At 65.7% G+C, this 16,805-nt stretch carries 18 protein-coding genes; 8 read left to right on the forward strand and 10 right to left on the reverse strand.

Features of this window, described 5'->3' with window-relative positions; genetic code table 11:
- The first annotated feature begins 7 nt into the window (after window positions 1–7).
- Together lgt and PRtIB026_RS01610 are read left to right on the forward strand one after the other, a co-directional pair.
- Window positions 8–817, forward strand: coding sequence for a prolipoprotein diacylglyceryl transferase (gene lgt, locus PRtIB026_RS01605; protein WP_203649660.1), 810 nt, complete (start codon window positions 8–10; stop codon window positions 815–817).
- Window positions 818–864: 47 nt separating this feature from the next.
- Complete coding sequence (locus PRtIB026_RS01610; RefSeq protein WP_203649650.1) at window positions 865–1,836, forward strand: thymidylate synthase; 972 nt, start codon at window positions 865–867, stop codon at window positions 1,834–1,836.
- A gap of 105 nt (window positions 1,837–1,941) precedes the next feature.
- Here the strand turns inward: PRtIB026_RS01610 and cadR are convergent, their stop codons facing one another.
- Complete coding sequence (gene cadR / locus PRtIB026_RS01615) at window positions 1,942–2,385, reverse strand: Cd(II)/Pb(II)-responsive transcriptional regulator (RefSeq protein WP_203649648.1); 444 nt, start codon at window positions 2,383–2,385, stop codon at window positions 1,942–1,944.
- Window positions 2,386–2,496: 111 nt separating this feature from the next.
- Here cadR and PRtIB026_RS01620 point away from each other — a divergent pair, with 111 nt between their 5' ends.
- Together PRtIB026_RS01620 and PRtIB026_RS01625 are read left to right on the forward strand one after the other, a co-directional pair.
- A complete protein-coding gene (locus PRtIB026_RS01620; protein ID WP_203649646.1) occupies window positions 2,497–4,728 on the forward strand; it encodes a heavy metal translocating P-type ATPase in 2,232 nt (743 codons plus the stop codon).
- A 32-nt stretch (window positions 4,729–4,760) separates the two neighbouring features.
- Complete coding sequence (locus PRtIB026_RS01625; protein ID WP_203649644.1) at window positions 4,761–5,630, forward strand: LysR family transcriptional regulator; 870 nt, start codon at window positions 4,761–4,763, stop codon at window positions 5,628–5,630.
- 58 nt (window positions 5,631–5,688) lie between these two features.
- Here the strand turns inward: PRtIB026_RS01625 and PRtIB026_RS01630 are convergent, their stop codons facing one another.
- Entirely contained in the window at window positions 5,689–6,165 is a 477-nt protein-coding gene (locus tag PRtIB026_RS01630; RefSeq protein WP_203649642.1) for a DUF4399 domain-containing protein, read from the reverse strand.
- Between the two features lie 228 nt (window positions 6,166–6,393).
- Here PRtIB026_RS01630 and PRtIB026_RS01635 point away from each other — a divergent pair, with 228 nt between their 5' ends.
- A complete protein-coding gene (locus tag PRtIB026_RS01635; RefSeq protein ID WP_203649640.1) occupies window positions 6,394–6,876 on the forward strand; it encodes a transporter substrate-binding domain-containing protein in 483 nt (160 codons plus the stop codon).
- Window positions 6,877–7,032: 156 nt separating this feature from the next.
- Here the strand turns inward: PRtIB026_RS01635 and PRtIB026_RS01640 are convergent, their stop codons facing one another.
- Window positions 7,033–7,536: a DUF523 domain-containing protein gene (locus tag PRtIB026_RS01640; protein ID WP_203649637.1), complete on the reverse strand. Its 504-nt coding sequence runs from the start codon at window positions 7,534–7,536 to the stop codon at window positions 7,033–7,035.
- Entirely contained in the window at window positions 7,523–8,146 is a 624-nt protein-coding gene (locus PRtIB026_RS01645) for a 2OG-Fe(II) oxygenase (protein ID WP_203649635.1), read from the reverse strand. Before PRtIB026_RS01645 ends, PRtIB026_RS01640 begins: the two co-directional genes overlap by 14 nt.
- A 121-nt stretch (window positions 8,147–8,267) precedes the next feature.
- Between PRtIB026_RS01645 and PRtIB026_RS01650 the strand changes: the two genes are divergently transcribed.
- On the forward strand, window positions 8,268–9,020 hold the full coding sequence (locus PRtIB026_RS01650; protein ID WP_203649633.1) for a DUF2059 domain-containing protein: 753 nt from the start codon (window positions 8,268–8,270) through the stop codon (window positions 9,018–9,020).
- Here the strand turns inward: PRtIB026_RS01650 and PRtIB026_RS01655 are convergent, their stop codons facing one another.
- Window positions 9,021–9,947, reverse strand: a complete 927-nt coding sequence (locus PRtIB026_RS01655) for an alpha/beta hydrolase (protein WP_203649631.1) — start codon at window positions 9,945–9,947, stop codon at window positions 9,021–9,023.
- 205 nt (window positions 9,948–10,152) lie between these two features.
- Between PRtIB026_RS01655 and PRtIB026_RS01660 the strand changes: the two genes are divergently transcribed.
- Entirely contained in the window at window positions 10,153–10,722 is a 570-nt protein-coding gene (locus PRtIB026_RS01660; protein ID WP_203649628.1) for a DUF6436 domain-containing protein, read from the forward strand.
- On the opposite strand, the gene PRtIB026_RS01665 is transcribed toward PRtIB026_RS01660, so the two are convergent.
- Complete coding sequence (locus PRtIB026_RS01665) at window positions 10,701–11,267, reverse strand: sugar O-acetyltransferase (protein WP_203649626.1); 567 nt, start codon at window positions 11,265–11,267, stop codon at window positions 10,701–10,703. The genes PRtIB026_RS01660 and PRtIB026_RS01665 overlap by 22 nt on opposite strands.
- Before the next feature lie 88 nt (window positions 11,268–11,355).
- Here PRtIB026_RS01665 and PRtIB026_RS01670 point away from each other — a divergent pair, with 88 nt between their 5' ends.
- The gene (locus tag PRtIB026_RS01670; RefSeq protein ID WP_203649624.1) at window positions 11,356–13,722 is read left to right on the forward strand and encodes a penicillin acylase family protein; all 2,367 of its coding nucleotides are present in this window, start codon (window positions 11,356–11,358) and stop codon (window positions 13,720–13,722) included.
- 127 nt (window positions 13,723–13,849) lie between these two features.
- Here PRtIB026_RS01670 and PRtIB026_RS01675 read toward each other — a convergent pair whose 3' ends face one another.
- Genes PRtIB026_RS01675 through PRtIB026_RS01690 form a run of 4 tightly spaced genes read right to left on the reverse strand, consistent with a single transcriptional unit; the run spans window position 13,850 to window position 16,794 of the window.
- Entirely contained in the window at window positions 13,850–14,722 is an 873-nt protein-coding gene (locus tag PRtIB026_RS01675; protein WP_203649622.1) for a transporter substrate-binding domain-containing protein, read from the reverse strand.
- The gene (locus PRtIB026_RS01680; RefSeq protein WP_203649619.1) at window positions 14,719–15,492 is read right to left on the reverse strand and encodes an amino acid ABC transporter ATP-binding protein; all 774 of its coding nucleotides are present in this window, start codon (window positions 15,490–15,492) and stop codon (window positions 14,719–14,721) included. Before PRtIB026_RS01680 ends, PRtIB026_RS01675 begins: the two co-directional genes overlap by 4 nt.
- Window positions 15,489–16,148 (reverse strand): amino acid ABC transporter permease, encoded by a 660-nt coding sequence (locus tag PRtIB026_RS01685; RefSeq protein ID WP_203649617.1) that lies wholly within the window; start codon window positions 16,146–16,148, stop codon window positions 15,489–15,491. Before PRtIB026_RS01685 ends, PRtIB026_RS01680 begins: the two co-directional genes overlap by 4 nt.
- Complete coding sequence (locus PRtIB026_RS01690) at window positions 16,129–16,794, reverse strand: amino acid ABC transporter permease (RefSeq protein ID WP_203649614.1); 666 nt, start codon at window positions 16,792–16,794, stop codon at window positions 16,129–16,131. The genes PRtIB026_RS01685 and PRtIB026_RS01690 overlap by 20 nt, the downstream gene beginning before the upstream one ends.
- Window positions 16,795–16,805 lie beyond the last annotated feature (11 nt).

The raw sequence follows: 16,805 nt of genomic DNA on the forward strand, positions 1-16,805 counted from the left end.
AAAGACAATGCTGCCTTACCCGCAGATCGACCCGGTGGCCGTGGCCCTCGGTCCACTGAAAATCCACTGGTACGGCCTGATGTACCTGATCGGCATCGGCGGCGCCTGGCTGCTGGCCTCGCGCCGGTTGAACCGCTTCGACCCGACCTGGAGCCGCGAGAAACTCTCCGACCTGGTGTTCTGGCTGTCGATGGGGGTGATCGTCGGCGGGCGCCTGGGCTACGTGCTGTTCTACGATCTGCACCAGTACCTGGCCAACCCGACCTTGATCTTCGAAGTGTGGAAAGGCGGCATGTCGTTCCACGGCGGTTTCATCGGCGTGATGCTGGCCGCGCTGTGGTTCGGCAAGCGCAACAACAAGTCGTTCTTCGAGCTGATGGACTTCGTCGCGCCGCTGGTGCCGATCGGCCTGGGCGCCGGGCGTATCGGCAACTTCATCAACGCCGAACTGTGGGGCAAGGCCACCGACGTGCCGTGGGCAATGGTGTTCCCGCCGTTCAGCGACCCGGCCCAGCTGCCGCGTCACCCGTCGCAGCTGTATCAGTTCGCCCTCGAAGGTGTGGCATTATTTGTCATCCTTTGGCTGTACTCGCGCAAGCCGCGCCCGACCATGGCCGTTGCCGGCATGTTCGCGCTGTTCTACGGCATCTTCCGCTTCATCGTGGAGTTCGTGCGGGTACCCGACGCCCAGCTGGGCTACATCGCCTTCGGCTGGTTGACCATGGGTCAGTTGCTCTGCGTGCCGATGGTCGTCGGCGGCATCTTCCTGATCTGGTGGGCCTACAACCGTAAACCGTCGGCCAAGGCCACCGTCTGATTTCCACGGCAGGGGTGATTCCCTGCCGTTTTTGCTACAGGTAAGCCATGAAACAGTATCTAGATCTGGTCCGTGACGTCATCGACAACGGCACGCTGCAGGAAAACCGCACCGGCATCCGCACCATCAGCCTGCCGGGCGCCATGCTCAAGTTCGACCTGCAGAAAGGCTTCCCGGCCATCACCACGCGCAAGCTGGCGTTCAAGTCGGCGATCGGTGAGATGGTGGGCTTTTTGCGCGGCGTGAAGAACGCCGGCGAGTTCCGCGAGCTGGGCTGCAAGGTCTGGGACCAGAACGCCAACGAGAACGCCCAGTGGCTGGCCAACCCGTTCCGCCAGGGCCATGACGACCTCGGCGAGATCTACGGCGTGCAGTGGCGCCAGTGGCCGGGCTACAAGCGCATCCCGCTGAGCAACCCGGCAGCCATCGAGATGGCCGAGCAGGCAGGTTTTCGCCGCATCGCCCAGGACGAAGAGGACGGCCAGGCGTTCGTCATCCTGTACAAGGCCATCGACCAGGTGCGCCAGTGCCTGGACACCATCGCCAACGACCCGGGCAGCCGCCGCATCCTGTTCCACGGCTGGAACTGCGCCCAACTGGATGAAATGGCCCTGCCGCCGTGCCACCTGCTGTACCAGTTCCACCCGAATGTCGAGACCAAGGAAATTTCCCTGACCCTCTACATCCGCTCCAACGACCTGGGCCTGGGCACGCCGTTCAACCTCACCGAAGGCGCGGCGCTGCTGTCGCTGTTCGGCCGCCTGACCGGCTACACCCCGCGCTGGTTCACCTACTTCATCGGCGACGCCCATGTGTACGAGAACCACCTGGACATGCTGGGCGAGCAGATGAAACGCGAACCGCTGGCGGCACCGAAGCTGGTGATCAGCGACCGCGTGCCGGCATTTGCCGAAACCGGCAGGTACGAGCCGGAGTGGCTGGAGAAGATCGAGCCGGGCGACTTCTGGCTGGAAGGCTACGAGCACCATGCGCCGATGACGGCGCCGATGGCGGTCTGACAGATCTTCATCGCCTGAGCTGACGCAATCGCGGGGCAAGCCCGCTCCCACGCAGGTTATACACAGCCGGCGTGGGAGCGGGCTTGCCCCGCGATGCTTTTGGCATCAATGCCCGTGACTGCGCCCCACATGGGAATGCTCGGTCTCCGGCACCGTCACCGCCCCATTGGTTTCCAGCTGCTGCAGAATCGCGCACTCCGCCCCCTGCGCATTGCACTGCTGCCTCAATTCCACCAGCTGCGCCTGCAGCGCCACCAGCCCGTCGATCCTCGCCTGCACATGCTCGATATGCGCGTCGATCAGCGCATTGACGCTGCCGCATGAGCCGTCGGGGCTGTCGCGCAGGCCCAACAGGCTGCGGATTTCATCGAGAGTCATGTCCAGGGTGCGGCAGTTGCGGATGAAGGTCAGCCGTTCGACATGGGCCTGGGTGTAGAGCCGATAGTTGCCGTCGCTGCGGGCAGGCTCGGGCAGTAGTTGCTCGCGTTCGTAGTAGCGGATGGTCTCCACGGCGCAGTCGGTGGCCTTGGCCAGTTCTCCGATCTTCATGGCAAATCTCCAGCAGAGGGCTTGACCCTATAGTGGCTACAGGGTGTTCACTTGGCAACAACCCACTCTGCGGATAACTGCAGAGGCCAGTGCTCAGTTAAGGATGATTCCATGAACCAGCCTGTCAGCCCCGACCACAAGCATGACCACGCGCATGGCCACGAGCCCCACGCCCACAGCTGCTGCTCCAGCAAGACTGCCCCGGCCCTGGTGCAGCTGACCGAAAAGGCCAGCGCCCAGGCGCAGCTCAGCCGCTTTCGCATCGAGGCCATGGACTGCCCTACCGAACAGACGCTGATCCAGGACAAGCTGAGCAAGCTGGCCGGCATCGAGCAACTGGAGTTCAACCTGATCAACCGCGTGCTCGGCGTGCGCCACACGCTGGCCGGCACCGCCGAGATCGAGCGGGCCATCGACAGCCTGGGCATGAAGGCCGAGCCGCTGGCCGCCGAGGACGACGGCAGCGCCGTTGCGCCGCAGGCAGCCAAGACCCGCTGGTGGCCGCTGGCCTTGTCGGGTATCGCGGCGATCGCCGCAGAAATCGTGCACTTCTCCGGCAAGGCGCCGGAGTGGGTGGTTGCCGCCCTGGCATTGGCGGCGATCCTCGGCTGTGGCCTGGGCACCTACAAGAAGGGCTGGATCGCCCTGAAGAACCGCAACCTCAACATCAATGCCCTGATGAGCATCGCCGTGACCGGCGCCGTGCTGATCGGCCAGTGGCCGGAAGCGGCCATGGTCATGGTGCTGTTCACCATCGCCGAGCTGATCGAGGCGCGTTCGCTGGATCGTGCGCGCAATGCCATCGGCGGCTTGATGCAACTGGCGCCGGACCTGGCCACCGTGCAACAGGCTGACGGCCAGTGGCGCGAGCTCGACGTGCGCGAGGTGCCGATCGGTGCCCTGGTGCGGGTACGGCCGGGCGAGCGTATCGGCCTGGATGGCGAGGTGGTCAGTGGCCAGTCCAGCGTCGACCAGGCGCCGATCACCGGCGAGAGCCTGCCGGTCGAGAAGGCCGTGGGCGACAAGCTGTTCGCCGGCACCATCAACCAGGCCGGCGCGTTGGAGTACCGTGTCACCGCCGCCGCCGGCCAGTCGACCCTGGCGCGGATCATCAAGGCCGTCGAGGAGGCCCAGGGCGCCCGTGCGCCGACCCAGCGCTTCGTCGACCAGTTCTCGCGCATCTACACCCCGGTGGTGTTCGCCGTGGCCCTGGCCGTGGCGGTGATCCCACCGCTGTTCATGGCCGGCGCCTGGTTCGACTGGATCTACCGCGCCCTGGTGCTGCTGGTGGTGGCCTGCCCGTGCGCGCTGGTGATCTCGACCCCGGTGACCATCGTCAGCGGCCTGGCCGCGGCGGCGCGCAAGGGCATCCTGATCAAGGGTGGCGTGTACCTCGAAGGCGGGCGCAAGCTGGACTTCATCGCCCTGGACAAGACCGGCACCATCACCCACGGCAAGCCGGTGCAGACCGACAGCAAGGTCCTCGACCCGCTGTTCGAAGGTCGGGCCCAGGCCCTGGCCGCCAGCCTGGCTGCCCGCTCCGACCATCCGGTGTCCGGTGCCATCGCCCTGTTCGCCAAGGACCAGGGCCTGGCCTTGAGCGAGGTCAGCGAGTTCGCCGCCCTGGCCGGTCGCGGTGTGCGCGGTGATATCGAGGGCCAGACCTACCACCTGGGCAACCATCGTCTGGTGGAAGAGCTCGGCCTGTGCTCCCCGCAGCTCGAGGCGCAATTGGATGTGCTGGAGCGCCAGGGCAAGACCGTGGTGCTGTTGCTCGACCGCTCCGGCCCGCTGGCGCTGTTCGCCGTGGCCGATACGGTCAAGGACAGCAGCCGCCAGGCCATCGCCGAACTGCACGCGCTGGGCATCAAGACTGTCATGCTGACCGGCGACAATCCCCACACCGCCCAGGCCATCGCCGCCCAGGTGGGGATCGATCGCGCCGAGGGCAACCTGCTGCCGGCGGACAAGCTGGCCAGCATCGAGCGCCTGTACGGCGAGGGCCACCGGGTCGGCATGGTCGGAGACGGCATCAACGACGCACCGGCCCTGGCCCGTGCCGAAATCGGCTTCGCCATGGCCGCCGCCGGCACCGACACCGCCATCGAGACCGCCGACGTGGCACTGATGGATGACGACTTGCGCAAAATCCCGGCGTTCGTCAGGCTGTCGCGCCAAAGCGCGGCGATCCTCACCCAGAACATCGTCCTGGCCCTGGGGATCAAGGCGATCTTCCTGGCGATCACCTTTGCCGGCATGGCCACCATGTGGATGGCGGTGTTCGCCGACATGGGCGTAAGCCTGCTGGTGGTGTTCAACGGCTTGCGCCTGCTGCGCAAATAGGCGCCCGCAGCGCAGAACAGAGGTTATCCACAATGCTGAGCGCCGAGCTCAAAGCCTTCTACATGGTGGCCCGCCTGGGCAGCATCACCCTGGCGGCGAAGAAGCTCGGGCTCAGCCAGCCGACGGTGACCACGCAGATCCGCAATCTCGAGGGCCAGTACAACGTCGAGCTGTTCTACCGCGGTGGCCGGCGCCTGGTGCTGAGCGAGGAAGGCGTGCGCCTGCTGCCGATGGTCAAGGCACTGCTGCAGCAGGAGGCCGACATCGAATTCGAGCTGCGCAACAGCGGCCAGGCCCAGGGCAGCCTGCGCATTGCCGCCACGGCGCCCTACTACATCCTCGACCTGGTGAAGATCTTCCGCGAGCGCCTGCCCCAGGTGGAGGTGGCGGTGGAGATCGGCAACTCGCAGCAGGTGCTGGAGATGCTCGAGGATTACCGGGTGGATATCGCCGCGTCCTCGCAACTGCTCGACGATGCACGCCTGGTGCGCCGGGTGCTGGGCACCGACCCGCTGGTGGTGGCGGTGCACCGCAATCATCCGCTGGCCCAGCGTCAGGCGGTGTCCATCGACGTGGTGGCCGGGCATTGCCTGCTGATGCGCGAGCAGGGCTCGACCACGCGCAAGCTGACCGAGCAGATGATGCAGGAGGCCAACGTGAAGGCTGGAGCGCAACTAGAGATCGGCAGCCGCGAATCAATACGCGAGGCGGTGCTACGCAACATCGGCATCAGCATCATTGCCCGCCACGAGGTGCCGCATAACCCAGAGCTACGGGTGCTGGTGCTGGAGGATGCGCCGGTGATGCACGAGTACCTGTATTGCCTGAAGGAGCGGCGCCAGGCGCGGTTGCCGGCGGCTTTTCTGGGCGTGGCGCAGGAAGTGGTTGGCTCGCAGTTCTGAAACGGCCTGCAATGACCTCATCGCCGACAAGCTGCCCTGCCGGCGATGGCGCAGTGGGTTATTTCACGTTGACGGTGATCTTCTGCGACTCGACGCTCGGCTTGAACGGCACGTGGTACTTGTCACCCAGCACCAGTTGCAGGGTGTGCTTGCCCGGCGTGAGAGTGATGCTCGCCTCGGTCTGCGCCTTGCCGAAGTGCAGCACCTGCGGACCTGCCGGCAACGGCGCGTTGTTCTCCGGCATCAGGCTGGTGGGCAGCGGCTGGTCGGCCAGGGGGGCCTTGTCCACGTCCACCAGCAGGTGGTGATGGCCAGAGTGCGGGGTCTGGTCACCCGCAGGCTTGAGGTCCATGCCTTCGATGCCGAACTTGACGGTGAAGGTCTTGTCGACCGTGGCCCCGTCGGCGGGGGAAACGATGAAGACCTTGGCGCCTTCCGGTGGCTGCTCACTCTTCAGGGCATCCGCGGCACTGGCGAACACCGACGCCCCCATCAGCAGACCGGCGACGGCAGCACGCGAAAATAGGCTTTTCATTCACTTCTCCTGTGATTCACTTCAATTGACCGCTATCACCTAAACGAGGTGTGGCGGTACTTCACCATAGTCCAACGCGACCGGCAGAGGTTCAAAAACAGGGACAGAAATATTTCAGGGCAGAAGAAAACCTTGCCGCGACCTGGAGGTCATAGGCTGCATTCGACCGGGGCAGACGAGAAAGCCACGGCGAACGCACTTCATCTGCCGAACAAGAAAGGGGCACTCATGCGTTTGACCATTGGCATTCTGCTGGCGGTACTGTTCAGCCCACTGGCCCAGGCCGAACTGATCGACGAAATCAACGACCGTGGCGAACTGCGCATCGCCGTGCTTGGCGACGCGCCACCCTATGCGTTCAAGGAGAACGAACACCTGACCGGCTTCGAGATCGAGTTGGGCCAGGCCCTGGCCAAGGAGCTGGATGTGCGGGCCGAGTTCGTCGAGATCGCCGCCGAAGAGGTGCTTCCTGGGGTGGAGAGCGGCAAGTTCGACATGACCTTCAACCAGCAAGACGCCAAACTGAGCGATAAGCTCGACGCCATTCGTCCCCCGGCCAACCAGAAACTGGTGATCCCGTACCAGAAGGGCAATCCAGCCTTCGAGACGGCGGTGACCAATGCCCTGCAGCGGATCAAAGACGATGGCCGGTTGGCTGAGCTGGAAAGCAAATGGCTTACGGCTGCGCGCGAGACTAGCGCCGAACAATAGTAATGCTAACAATGCAGGTCTGTACCGACCTGTAGGAGCGGCCTTGCCGAGGCGTCGGACCGGCCGGAAAGGGCTGCGTAGCAGCCCCAGGATTGCAGTGTTGACGCAGAGATAGCCGGGGCCGCTTTGCGGCCCTTTCGCGGCACGAGGCCGCTCCTACAGGTGGGGACCAAGCAACGCTCGCTGCGCGTCTTCCAGCTCCAGCTCGCTGAACACCTGCACCCCTTCTCTACGCAGCAAGGCCGTGGTCACCCCTTCCCCCGCCACCTTTACACCGCTGAAGCTGCCGTCATAGGTCTGCAGGTTGCCACACGACGGGCTGCCGGACTTGAGCACCGCCACACGGATGCCATGCCGGCGCACCAGCTCCAGCGCCAGTCGGGCCCCGGCCAGAAACGCCTCGCTGACATCATCGCCGGTCACCGTCAGCACCTGTGCCTGCCCATCCAGTACCTGGCCGCCCTGCCCGCCCGGAATCTCCGCAGGCGGTCGCGGCGTCGGCAAGCCACCGGCCACCTCCGGGCACAGCGGCACCACCCGGCCTTCGGCCTGCCAGCGCTGCAAGATGTCGGGATGGCCGCTGGCACGCCCGTCATAACGCACCGGCTGGCCCAGCAGGCAGGCGCTGACCAGCACCTTCGGCCGCTCAGAACGGGTCATTGCCACGGCGCCGGAACCAGCCGGTCAACGACAGGCGCTCACGCCCTGCCGGGAGCACTTCATGCGGGACTTCACCCGACAGGAACACCACCAGGCTGCCCGCCACCGGCTGCACGTCGTGTTCGACACCGTCCTGCAGGAACATCCGCAGCTGCCCGCCATCCTCCGGTTGCCAGCCGTCATTGAGGTAGAGCACGGCCGACACCATGCGCCGGTCGTCGTCACGGAAGCGGTCGAGATGACGCTTGTAGAAAGCCCCCGGCGGATACAGGGCAAAATGGCACTCGAAGTCCTCCAGCCCCAGGAACAAGCCCTGGTTGATGGCCTGGCGCAGGCTGTCCATCGCGCCCAGGTAGCGGTCGCAGACCGCCGACTCGCCGGGATCGAGCCACTGGATCTGGTCGCCACGGATCGCCTCGCGGATCTCCTGCGCGGCACCGCGACCAATGCTGGCAGGGTTGAGCTCGCCTTCGGCGTGACGGCGACGGCATTCGGCCGCCAGCGCGCGCGACAGCTCGTCGGGCAGGAAGAGAGGTTGCTGCGACCAGCCACGGGTGGCCAGGTCGTCGACGATCGTCGACAGCAGCGGATGTTCGAAAGGAGTGTGCATGGCGCATCATAGCCATTCGGCAATCGCTCGCACAGCGCCACTTGGTCAGGAAGCGCCGCTGGCGACTCGACAAAGCCCCGCCACGCCTAGGACAATAGCGGCCTGCCGACAGGAGTCCTGAATGCGCCGTCTGTTTTCCCTGCTTCTGCTGATGATCTGCACCATGCCTGTCTGGGCAGACAGTCTCGATCAGCTGTACAAGGCCGCCGGCTGGCCCGACCAGCGCGCCCATTTCAACGATGCCGTGAGCGCCGCCCAGCAGCGCTACCGCAACAGCCTGCCGCCTGCCGTCTACCAGGCGCTGGTCAACAACAGCAACCAGCGCTTCCAGGCCCAGGCCATGGATCGCCGGGCCCAGGCGCAGCTGCGCGCCAACCTGGCGAATCCCTCGCCGGCCCTGGCGTTTTTCCAGTCGCCACTGGGGCGCAAGGTGGTGGCCGCCGAACTGCTGGCCACGCGCAAGGATCAGCTGGCGAAAAACGCCAAGGGCCTGCCGAAGGTCCAGGCCAGCGACAACCGCCTGCTGATCGTCGGCCACCTGGCCCAGGCCCTGCCGGCCCGCGAAGCCGGCGCCGAGGTCAGCCTGGCAATCGCCGGGGTGGCGGCCGACAGCCTGAGTTCGATGCTGCCCGGCCTGTTCGGCGGCGGCCAGGCGCAGAATCTGCTCGATGGCCAGCGCCAACGCCTGATGAACCAGGTCGGCGAAGACCTGAACAACACCCTGCTGTACGTCTATCGCGACCTGTCGGACGCCGAGCTGGAGCAATTTGCCACCTTCGCCGAATCCACCGACGGCCAGGCCTACTACAAGGCGGCGGTAGCGGCGGTACGCGCGGCCCTGGCCGTGGGCCAGAACGCCGCCGAGCTGAAGTGATCAGCCCAGGCGCTGGCCGATGAAGTCGAAGTAGCGCTGGCGAATGCCGGGCAGCTCGTTGGCCAGGTGATGCCGCGCCTCGGGCAGCATGAGGATCTGCGGCTCGGCGAACTTGGCCTTGAGCACCTTGAGGTTGTAGGGCCAGTCCACCGTGCCGTCCGCCTCGCCCTGCACGATCAGGGGCTGGCGTGTGCTGCGCGGCGCAGCTTCGATACGCCGGACCCACTTCATCAGCGCCCCGACCCAGGCGGTCGGCAGGCGCCGTGGCTGCAGCGGATCGGCCTCGAGGAAGGGCAGGAAGGCCGGGTCGTTGGTGTTCTCGCTGAAGCGCCGCTCGATGCCGTTGACGAAGTGGCGCAGCACCCGATAGCTCAGTTTCGACCAGTGCCAGGCACGCGGGCGCACCAGGGGCGCCAGCAGGATCACCTGGCCGTCGACCGGGCTGCGTTCGCCCTGATGCAACAGGTGATCAACCGCGATCGCCCCGCCGGTGCTCTGTCCACACAGATGCCAGGGTCGCGGCAGTTCCAGCAGACGGGCCTGCTCGAACAGCGCATCGAGCACCTGCTGGTAGATGCCGAAATCATCGATGCTGGCACGCTCGCCGCTGGACAGGCCATGGCCGGGCAGGTCGCAACCGATCACCGCGTAGCCCTGGCCCAATGCCCACGCGATCACATGCCGGTACAGGCCCATGTGATCGTAATAGCCGTGCAGCAGGAACAATGTCGCCACCGGTTGCTCCGGCAGCCAGAGCTGCCCGACCAGATCGAAGCCCGCCACCTGGAAGCCGCCCAGCCAACTGCGCGCGGGCAGATCCAGGCCGTAGAAGCGCTGGTAGGCCTGGCCCTGGGCGGACAACGGCTGGCGATCGACGAGGGGCGACAGGCTGGTACGCAGCGGGTCGGGATTGAAGCTGGCGGGCATCGGTACATCCAGTGTGCAGCAAGTATTGATCTGCGATATTCAGCTCTGGGCTGCGTCATGGCAAGCTGCACCCCCACTCATCGGGCAGCCCGGCTCCTGTGGGAGCGGGTTTACCCGCGAATACGATGGTACAGCCACCGCCGCATTCGCGGGTAAACCCGCTCCCACAGAAGCCTGTGTCGCTCCAAGGCTCTGCGGACCGCCCATGCCAACCCGAAACACCAAGACATTATTCGCCACTCTCTGCGCGCTACTCTGCGCCACCGCCCTCTGGTGGGCCTACGACAGCTTCCAGTCCCGCTACCTGCGCACCTTCGACAACCAGACCACCTTCTTCGACGGCAGCCAGCTGAGCCTGCCCCCCGAACTGGCAGGTCCAGGCCCGATCCGCGTGGTGCACTTCTGGGACCCGGCCTGCCCCTGCAACGTCGGCAACCAGCAGCACCTGGGCGAACTGGTCGAGCACTTCGCGCCGCAGGGCGTCAGCTTCCATGTTCTGCAGCGCCCCGGCAGCCACGGCCAGTTGCCGGCCAACCTCGCCGCGCTCAAGCCCCTGGCCAGCCTGCCCGGCAGCGAGCAGCTGCCAGCCACCCCCGCCGTGGCGATCTGGGACCGCGACGGTAACCTCGCCTACTTCGGCCCCTACAGCGAAGGCGCGGTGTGCAACTCCAGTAACAGTTTCATCGAGCCGATCCTCACGGCGCTAAATGAAGGCCGCCGGGTGCAGGCATCCAATACCCTGGCCGTCGGCTGCTATTGCCCCTGGGCCGGCTGACGCACCCGCGCCGGATTGCCCACCACCACCGCCCCCGCCGGCACATCGCGGGTTACCACACTGCCGGCGCCCACCACCGCATTGTCGCCGATAGTCACCCCCGGCAGGATAATCGCCCCGCCACCGATCCATACATTGTCGCCGATGGTCACGGGACGCCCGCTTTCCAGACCGCTTCGGCGCAACTCATGATCCAACGGATGGTCGGCGGTATAGATCTGCACCGACGGAGCAATCTGGCAATCGGCACCGATGCGCACTGGCAGCACGTCGAGGATCACGCAGTTGAAATTCATGAAAGTGTTGGCGCCCACGCTGATGTTGTAGCCGTAGTCGCAGTGGAACGGCGGTCGGATCACCACCCCTTCGCCCACGCTGGCGAAATGCGCCTTCAACAAATCATGGCGCGCCTCATTAGGTTGCTCGACGCTGGCGTTGTAGCGGTGCATCCACTGCCGATTGGCCGCCTGTTCGGCTTGCAGCTCGGGGCAGCCGGCATGGTAGAGCTGGCCTGCCAGCATTTTCTGTTTTTCGCTGAGGGACATGGAAACTCCTTCCAGGGGACTATGCTCAGTTCGCGAATCCGCCGATGATCGGACCACATTTTCTCGTTCGAGTGCACAAGGAGTCTCGATGAAGCGCAGCCTGACCTTGCTGGCGGTGGTGATCGCCGTGGCCGCCGCAGGCACCGGTTACTGGTACGTGCGGGACAAGCAACCGCAACGTGACGGCGAGGTGGCCATCGGCGGATTGCAGGCGCCGGTCAGCGTGCGCTTCGATGCCCGTGGCGTACCCCACCTCCAAGCGCAGAACGAGCAGGACCTGTACCGCGCCCTGGGCTACGTGCATGCCCAGGACCGCCTGTTCCAGATGGAGATCATGCGCCGCCTGGCCCGCGGTGAACTGGCCGAAGTGCTGGGCGACAAGCTGCTGCCCACCGACACCCTGTTCCGCAGCCTGCGCATCCGCGACCAGGCGGCCCTGATGGCGCAGCGCCAGGACCGCCAGTCGCCGGCCTGGCAGGCGCTGCAGGCGTACCTGGACGGCATCAACCAGTGGCAGGCCGGCCACCCCAAACCGATGGAGTTCGACCTGCTCGGCATCCCGCCACGCCCCTTCACCGCCGAGGACACCCTGAGCATCGCCGGCTACCTCGCCTACAGCTTCGCCGCGGCATTCCGTACCGACCCTGCGCTGACCTACATCCGCGACCAGCTCGGCCCCGAATACCTGAAGATCTTCGACCTCGACTGGCAGCCCGACGGCGCCGTGGCCACGCCCCTGGCCGCCGCCGACTGGCGCAGCCTCGAGCAGCTGGCGCGGCTGAGTCACGACGCCCTGGGCGACGCCGGCATCCCGCAGTTCGAAGGCAGCAACGCCTGGGCCGTGGCCGGCAGTCGCACCCGCAGTGGCCGGCCGCTGCTGGCGGGCGACCCGCATATCAGCTTTGCCGTGCCGGCAATCTGGTACGAGGCGGAGCTGTCGGCGCCGGGGTTCAACCTGTATGGCTACTTCCAGGCACTCAACCCGTTCGCCCTGCTCGGCCACAATCGCGACTTCGGCTGGAGCCTGACCATGTTCCAGAACGACGACGTCGACCTGATCGCGGAGCGGACCCATCCGCAGGACCCCGAGCAGGTGATGGTCGATGGCCGCTGGCAGCCACTGGAAAAGACCGAGCAGAAGATTGCGGTCAAGGGCGCGGAACCTGCCAGCATCACTCTGCGCCGCTCGCCCCACGGGCCGATCGTCAACAGCGTGCTCGGCGATACCGCAGGCCCGACGCCCATCGCCATGTGGTGGGCGTTCCTGGAAACCGACAACCCGATTCTCGAAGGCTTCTACCAGATCAACCGCGCCGACACCCTGGGCAAGATGCGCGAGGCGGCGGCCAAGGTCCAGGCGCCTGGATTGAACCTGGTATGGGCCAACGCCCGGGGTGACATTGGCTGGTGGGCAGCGGCGCGCCTGCCGATCCGCCCGGACGGCGTCAACCCGGCGTTCATTCTCGATGGCGCCAGCGGCCAGGCCGCCAAGCCGGGCTTCTACCCGTTCAGCGCCAATCCGCAGCAGGAGAACCCAGCCAGCGGCTACATCGTCTCGGCCAACTACCAGCCGCCCGGCACAATCCCCGTGCCCGGCTACTACAACCTGGCCGATCGCGGTCGTCAGCTCGATCGCCAGTTGAGCGACCCGGACATCAAGTGGGACACCCAGAACAGCCAGGCCCTGCAACTGGACACCAGCACCGACTATGGCCCGCGCACCCTGGCGCCGCTGCTCGGCACCTTGCGCAATATCGCCCAGGGGGACGAGGAGAAAGAGCTGGTCGAGCAGCTGGCTGCCTGGCGCGGCGATTATCCGCTGGACTCTACCAGTGCCACGCTGTTCAACCAGTTCCTCTATGAACTGGCGTTCGCCGCCCTGCACGACGAACTGGGCGACACCTGGTTCCCGGTGCTGATCAGCACCCGCGCCATCGACGCCGCCCTGCCGCGCCTTGCCGCGGACCCGGCATCGCCCTGGTGGAACCAGCGCGGCGCCAGCGAACGCACCGACCGTGGCGCCATCGTGCGCCAGGCCTGGCAACGCAGCCTCAAGCACCTGCGCGAGACATTCGGCAAGGATCCGGCCAGCTGGCAATGGGGCAAGGCCCACACCCTCACCCACAACCATCCGCTGGGGGTGAAGAAGCCGCTCAACCTGCTGCTCAATGTCGGCCCGTTCGCCGCCCCCGGCACCCACGAGGTGCCGAACAACCTGTCGGCGAAGATCGGCCCGGCGCCCTGGCCGGTCACCTATGGGCCTTCCACCCGTCGGGTGATCGACTTTGCCGACGCAGGCGCCGCGTTGACCATCAACCCGGTCGGGCAGAGTGGCGTGCCGTTCGACCGGCATTACGGCGATCAGGCCGAGGACTATATCGAGGGGCGCTATCACAAGGCGCGGATGGGGGTGATTCCGGCGCAGAGTACGTTGCGGCTAGTGCCGGGTAATTGATTCGCCCCATCGCGGGGCAAGCCCGCTCCCACGCATGACCTTTGCCATCTGTGGGGGAAAGCCCGCTCCCACGCTTGACCTTTGCCAGTTGTGGGAGCGGGCATGTCCCGCGATCAGCAGACGAGGCTCAACCCTGCCACTTGCCGCCTTCGACGATGACGCTCTCAGGCTTGGTGTCGTCGCTCAATTCCTTGCGCACGTACTGGTCGTACAGCTTGAGCAGGAATTTCTCCTCGCCCAGCTTGGCCAGCTCGCTGTTCACCCAGTCACGCAACTCGGTGTTGCCCTTCTTCACTGCCGGAGCAATCGGCGCCTCGTCGCCCAGCAGCTGCGGCAGCACGCGGTAGCCCGGGTTCTGCTTGGCCCAGCTGAACAGGATCAGGTTGTCCTGGGCATAGGCATCGCCACGACCATTGGCCAGGGCGGCCAGCGACTCGGTGTTCTTCTCGAACTTGAGCAGCTTCCAGTCCGGGTGATTCTTGGTCAGCCAGATATCGGCGGTGGTGCCGGTGGTGACGATGATGGTCTTGTCGGCCAGGTCGTCGAGCTTCTGTACCGGGCTGCCGTCGGCGACGATGGCCTGCACCGCCACGCGCAGGTTGGGGTTGGTGAAGTCCACCGCGTCCTTGCGCTCGGGGGTGACGGTCATGTTGGCGAGGATCAAGTCGACCTTGTCGCTCTGCAGGAACGGAATGCGGCTGGCGGGCTCGACGGCGACGAACTCGACCTTGCTTTCATCGCCCAGCAGGTCCTTGGCGAAGCGGCGGCCGATGTCGGTGTCAAAGCCCACGTAGCGGCCGCTTTCATCGACGAAGCCGAACGGTGGCTTGTCGGTGAACACGCCGACGATCAGCTTGTCGCGGGCCTTGATGGTTTCCAGGTAGCTGGTGGCCGGCGAGGCCGCGGCGGGCTTGGCCGGGTCTTCGGACTTGTTGCAGCCGACCAGCAGGGCCAGGCCAAGCAGTGGAGCGAGCAGTTTGGCGAACGGGGCAGTCTTCATGACAGTTCCTTGTGCAGTGTCTTGGGCAGGCTTTCGACGAACGAGAATTTCTCCAGGAACTGCTGCGCGCGTGCGGTCTGCGGTTGGGTGAAGAAGCGCTCAGGGTGGTTCTGTTCAAGGATCCTGCCGGCCTCCATGAACACGATGCGATCGGCCACCGCGCGGGCGAAGGCCATTTCGTGGGTGACGATGAGCAGGGTCATGCCTTCGCGGGCCAGGCCCTGGATCACCTGCAGCACTTCCTTGACCATTTCCGGGTCGAGGGCGGCGGTGACCTCGTCGAACAGCATCACCTGGGGGTTCATGCACAGCGAGCGGACGATCGCGATGCGTTGCTGCTGGCCACCGGAAAGCTGGCGGGGAAAGGCGTCGCGCTTGTCCAGCAGGCCTACCCGGGCCAACAGCGCCTCGGCCTGGGCCTGGGCCTCGCGGCGTTCGCGCTTCTGCACCTTCAGCGGGCCCAGCAGCAGGTTGTCGATCACGCTCATGTGGCCGAACAGGTGGTAGCTCTGGAACACCATGCCGACCCGCTGACGCACCTGGCGCCAGTCGGTGTCGGAGCCGAGCAGCTCCTGGCCGTCGAGGCGCAGGCTGCCGCCCTGGGCCTCCTCCAGGCCGTTGAGGCAGCGCAGCAGGGTGCTCTTGCCGCAGCCGCTGGGGCCGAGGATCACCACCACCTCGCCGGCCTGGACCTTGAGGTCGACGTCCGCGAGCACCTGGTGCTGGCCGAAGAACTTGTTGAAGCCTTGGAATTCGATCAATGGATTCATGCGTGGGCCCAGCGACGCTCCAGCACGCGGGAAGCGGCCGACAACGGATAGCAGACAAGAAAGAAGAACAACAACAGTGCGCCGTAGATCAGCACCGATTCGTAGGTGCGCTCGATGATCTGCTGCCCCGCCTTGATCACTTCGACCACGCCGATCAGCACCGCCAGCGAGCTGGTCTTGATGATCCGCGTGTAGATGTTGATGGTCGGCGGGGTCATGCGCTTGAGCGCCTGGGGCAGCAGCACGTAGCCATACAGCTGCCAGCCGCCAAGGCCGATCGACAACCCCGCCTCACGCTGCCCGCGTGGCAGCGACTGCAAGGCGCCGCGCACCACCTCGCCGACCTCGCTGGCACCCCACAGGCCCAGCACCAGCACCGCGCACCAGAAGCTGGGAATGCTCAGGCCGAAGAAGATCGGCAAGCCGAAGAACACCAGGTACAGCCAGACCAGCACCGGGATTGCCCGGAACAGCTCCAGGTACACCTGCAGCAGGATGTTCAGCCAACGGTTGCCGAGGGTCGCCAGCACGCCGTAGAGCACACCGCCCAGGGTCGCGAGCAGAATGCTCAGCGCCGAGATTGCCAGCGTCTGCCCCGCGCCCGTGGCCAGTTGCGGCAGCGAAACCAGCAGCAGCTCAATGCCCGAACTGGCCATGTTGCAGCCTCCGTTCCAGGTAGCGCAGCAGCAGCGACAGCGGCAGGAAGATCAGCACGCAGAGCAGGGTCAGCACGGCGAGCATTTCGTAGGTCTTGTAGTACAGGGCGATGTAGTTCTTGGTGGTGTAGAGGATCTCCGGCACCGCCACCGCCGACACCACGGTGGTCTCCTTGAGCAGGAAGATGAAGTTGGCGAACAGCGCCGGCAGGCTGAGGATGCCGGCCTGGGGCAGGATCACATGGCGCAGCAACTGGCCCTCGGAGAGCCCTATGGAGCGCCCGGACTCCAGCTGCGCCCGCGGCACGGCCTCGACCCCGGCGCGCAGCACCTCGGTGAGATAGGCACCGCCCATGAAGGTCATGGTGATGATCGCGGCGGCAAAGCCCGACACTTTCACGCCCAGGCCGGGCAAGGCGAAATAGACGAAGAACAGCTGGATCAGCAGCGGTGTGTTGCGGGCCAGTTCCACGTAGCCCTTGACCAGGCGCCACAGGTACGGCGTGCGCAGCACCAGGATCGTCGCGTTGAGCAGGGCCACCAGCAACGAGGTGACGATGGCGATCGCCCCGACTTGCAGGGTGACACCAACGGCCTTGAAGAAGGCCGGCAGTGTGCTAAGCATGAAAGCGGTGTCGAAGCTCATGGAAGGGGCCT

The organism is Pseudomonas sp. RtIB026 (genome assembly GCF_016861355.2).
In the GTDB taxonomy this organism is placed as follows: Bacteria; Pseudomonadota; Gammaproteobacteria; order Pseudomonadales; family Pseudomonadaceae; genus Aquipseudomonas; species Aquipseudomonas peradeniyensis.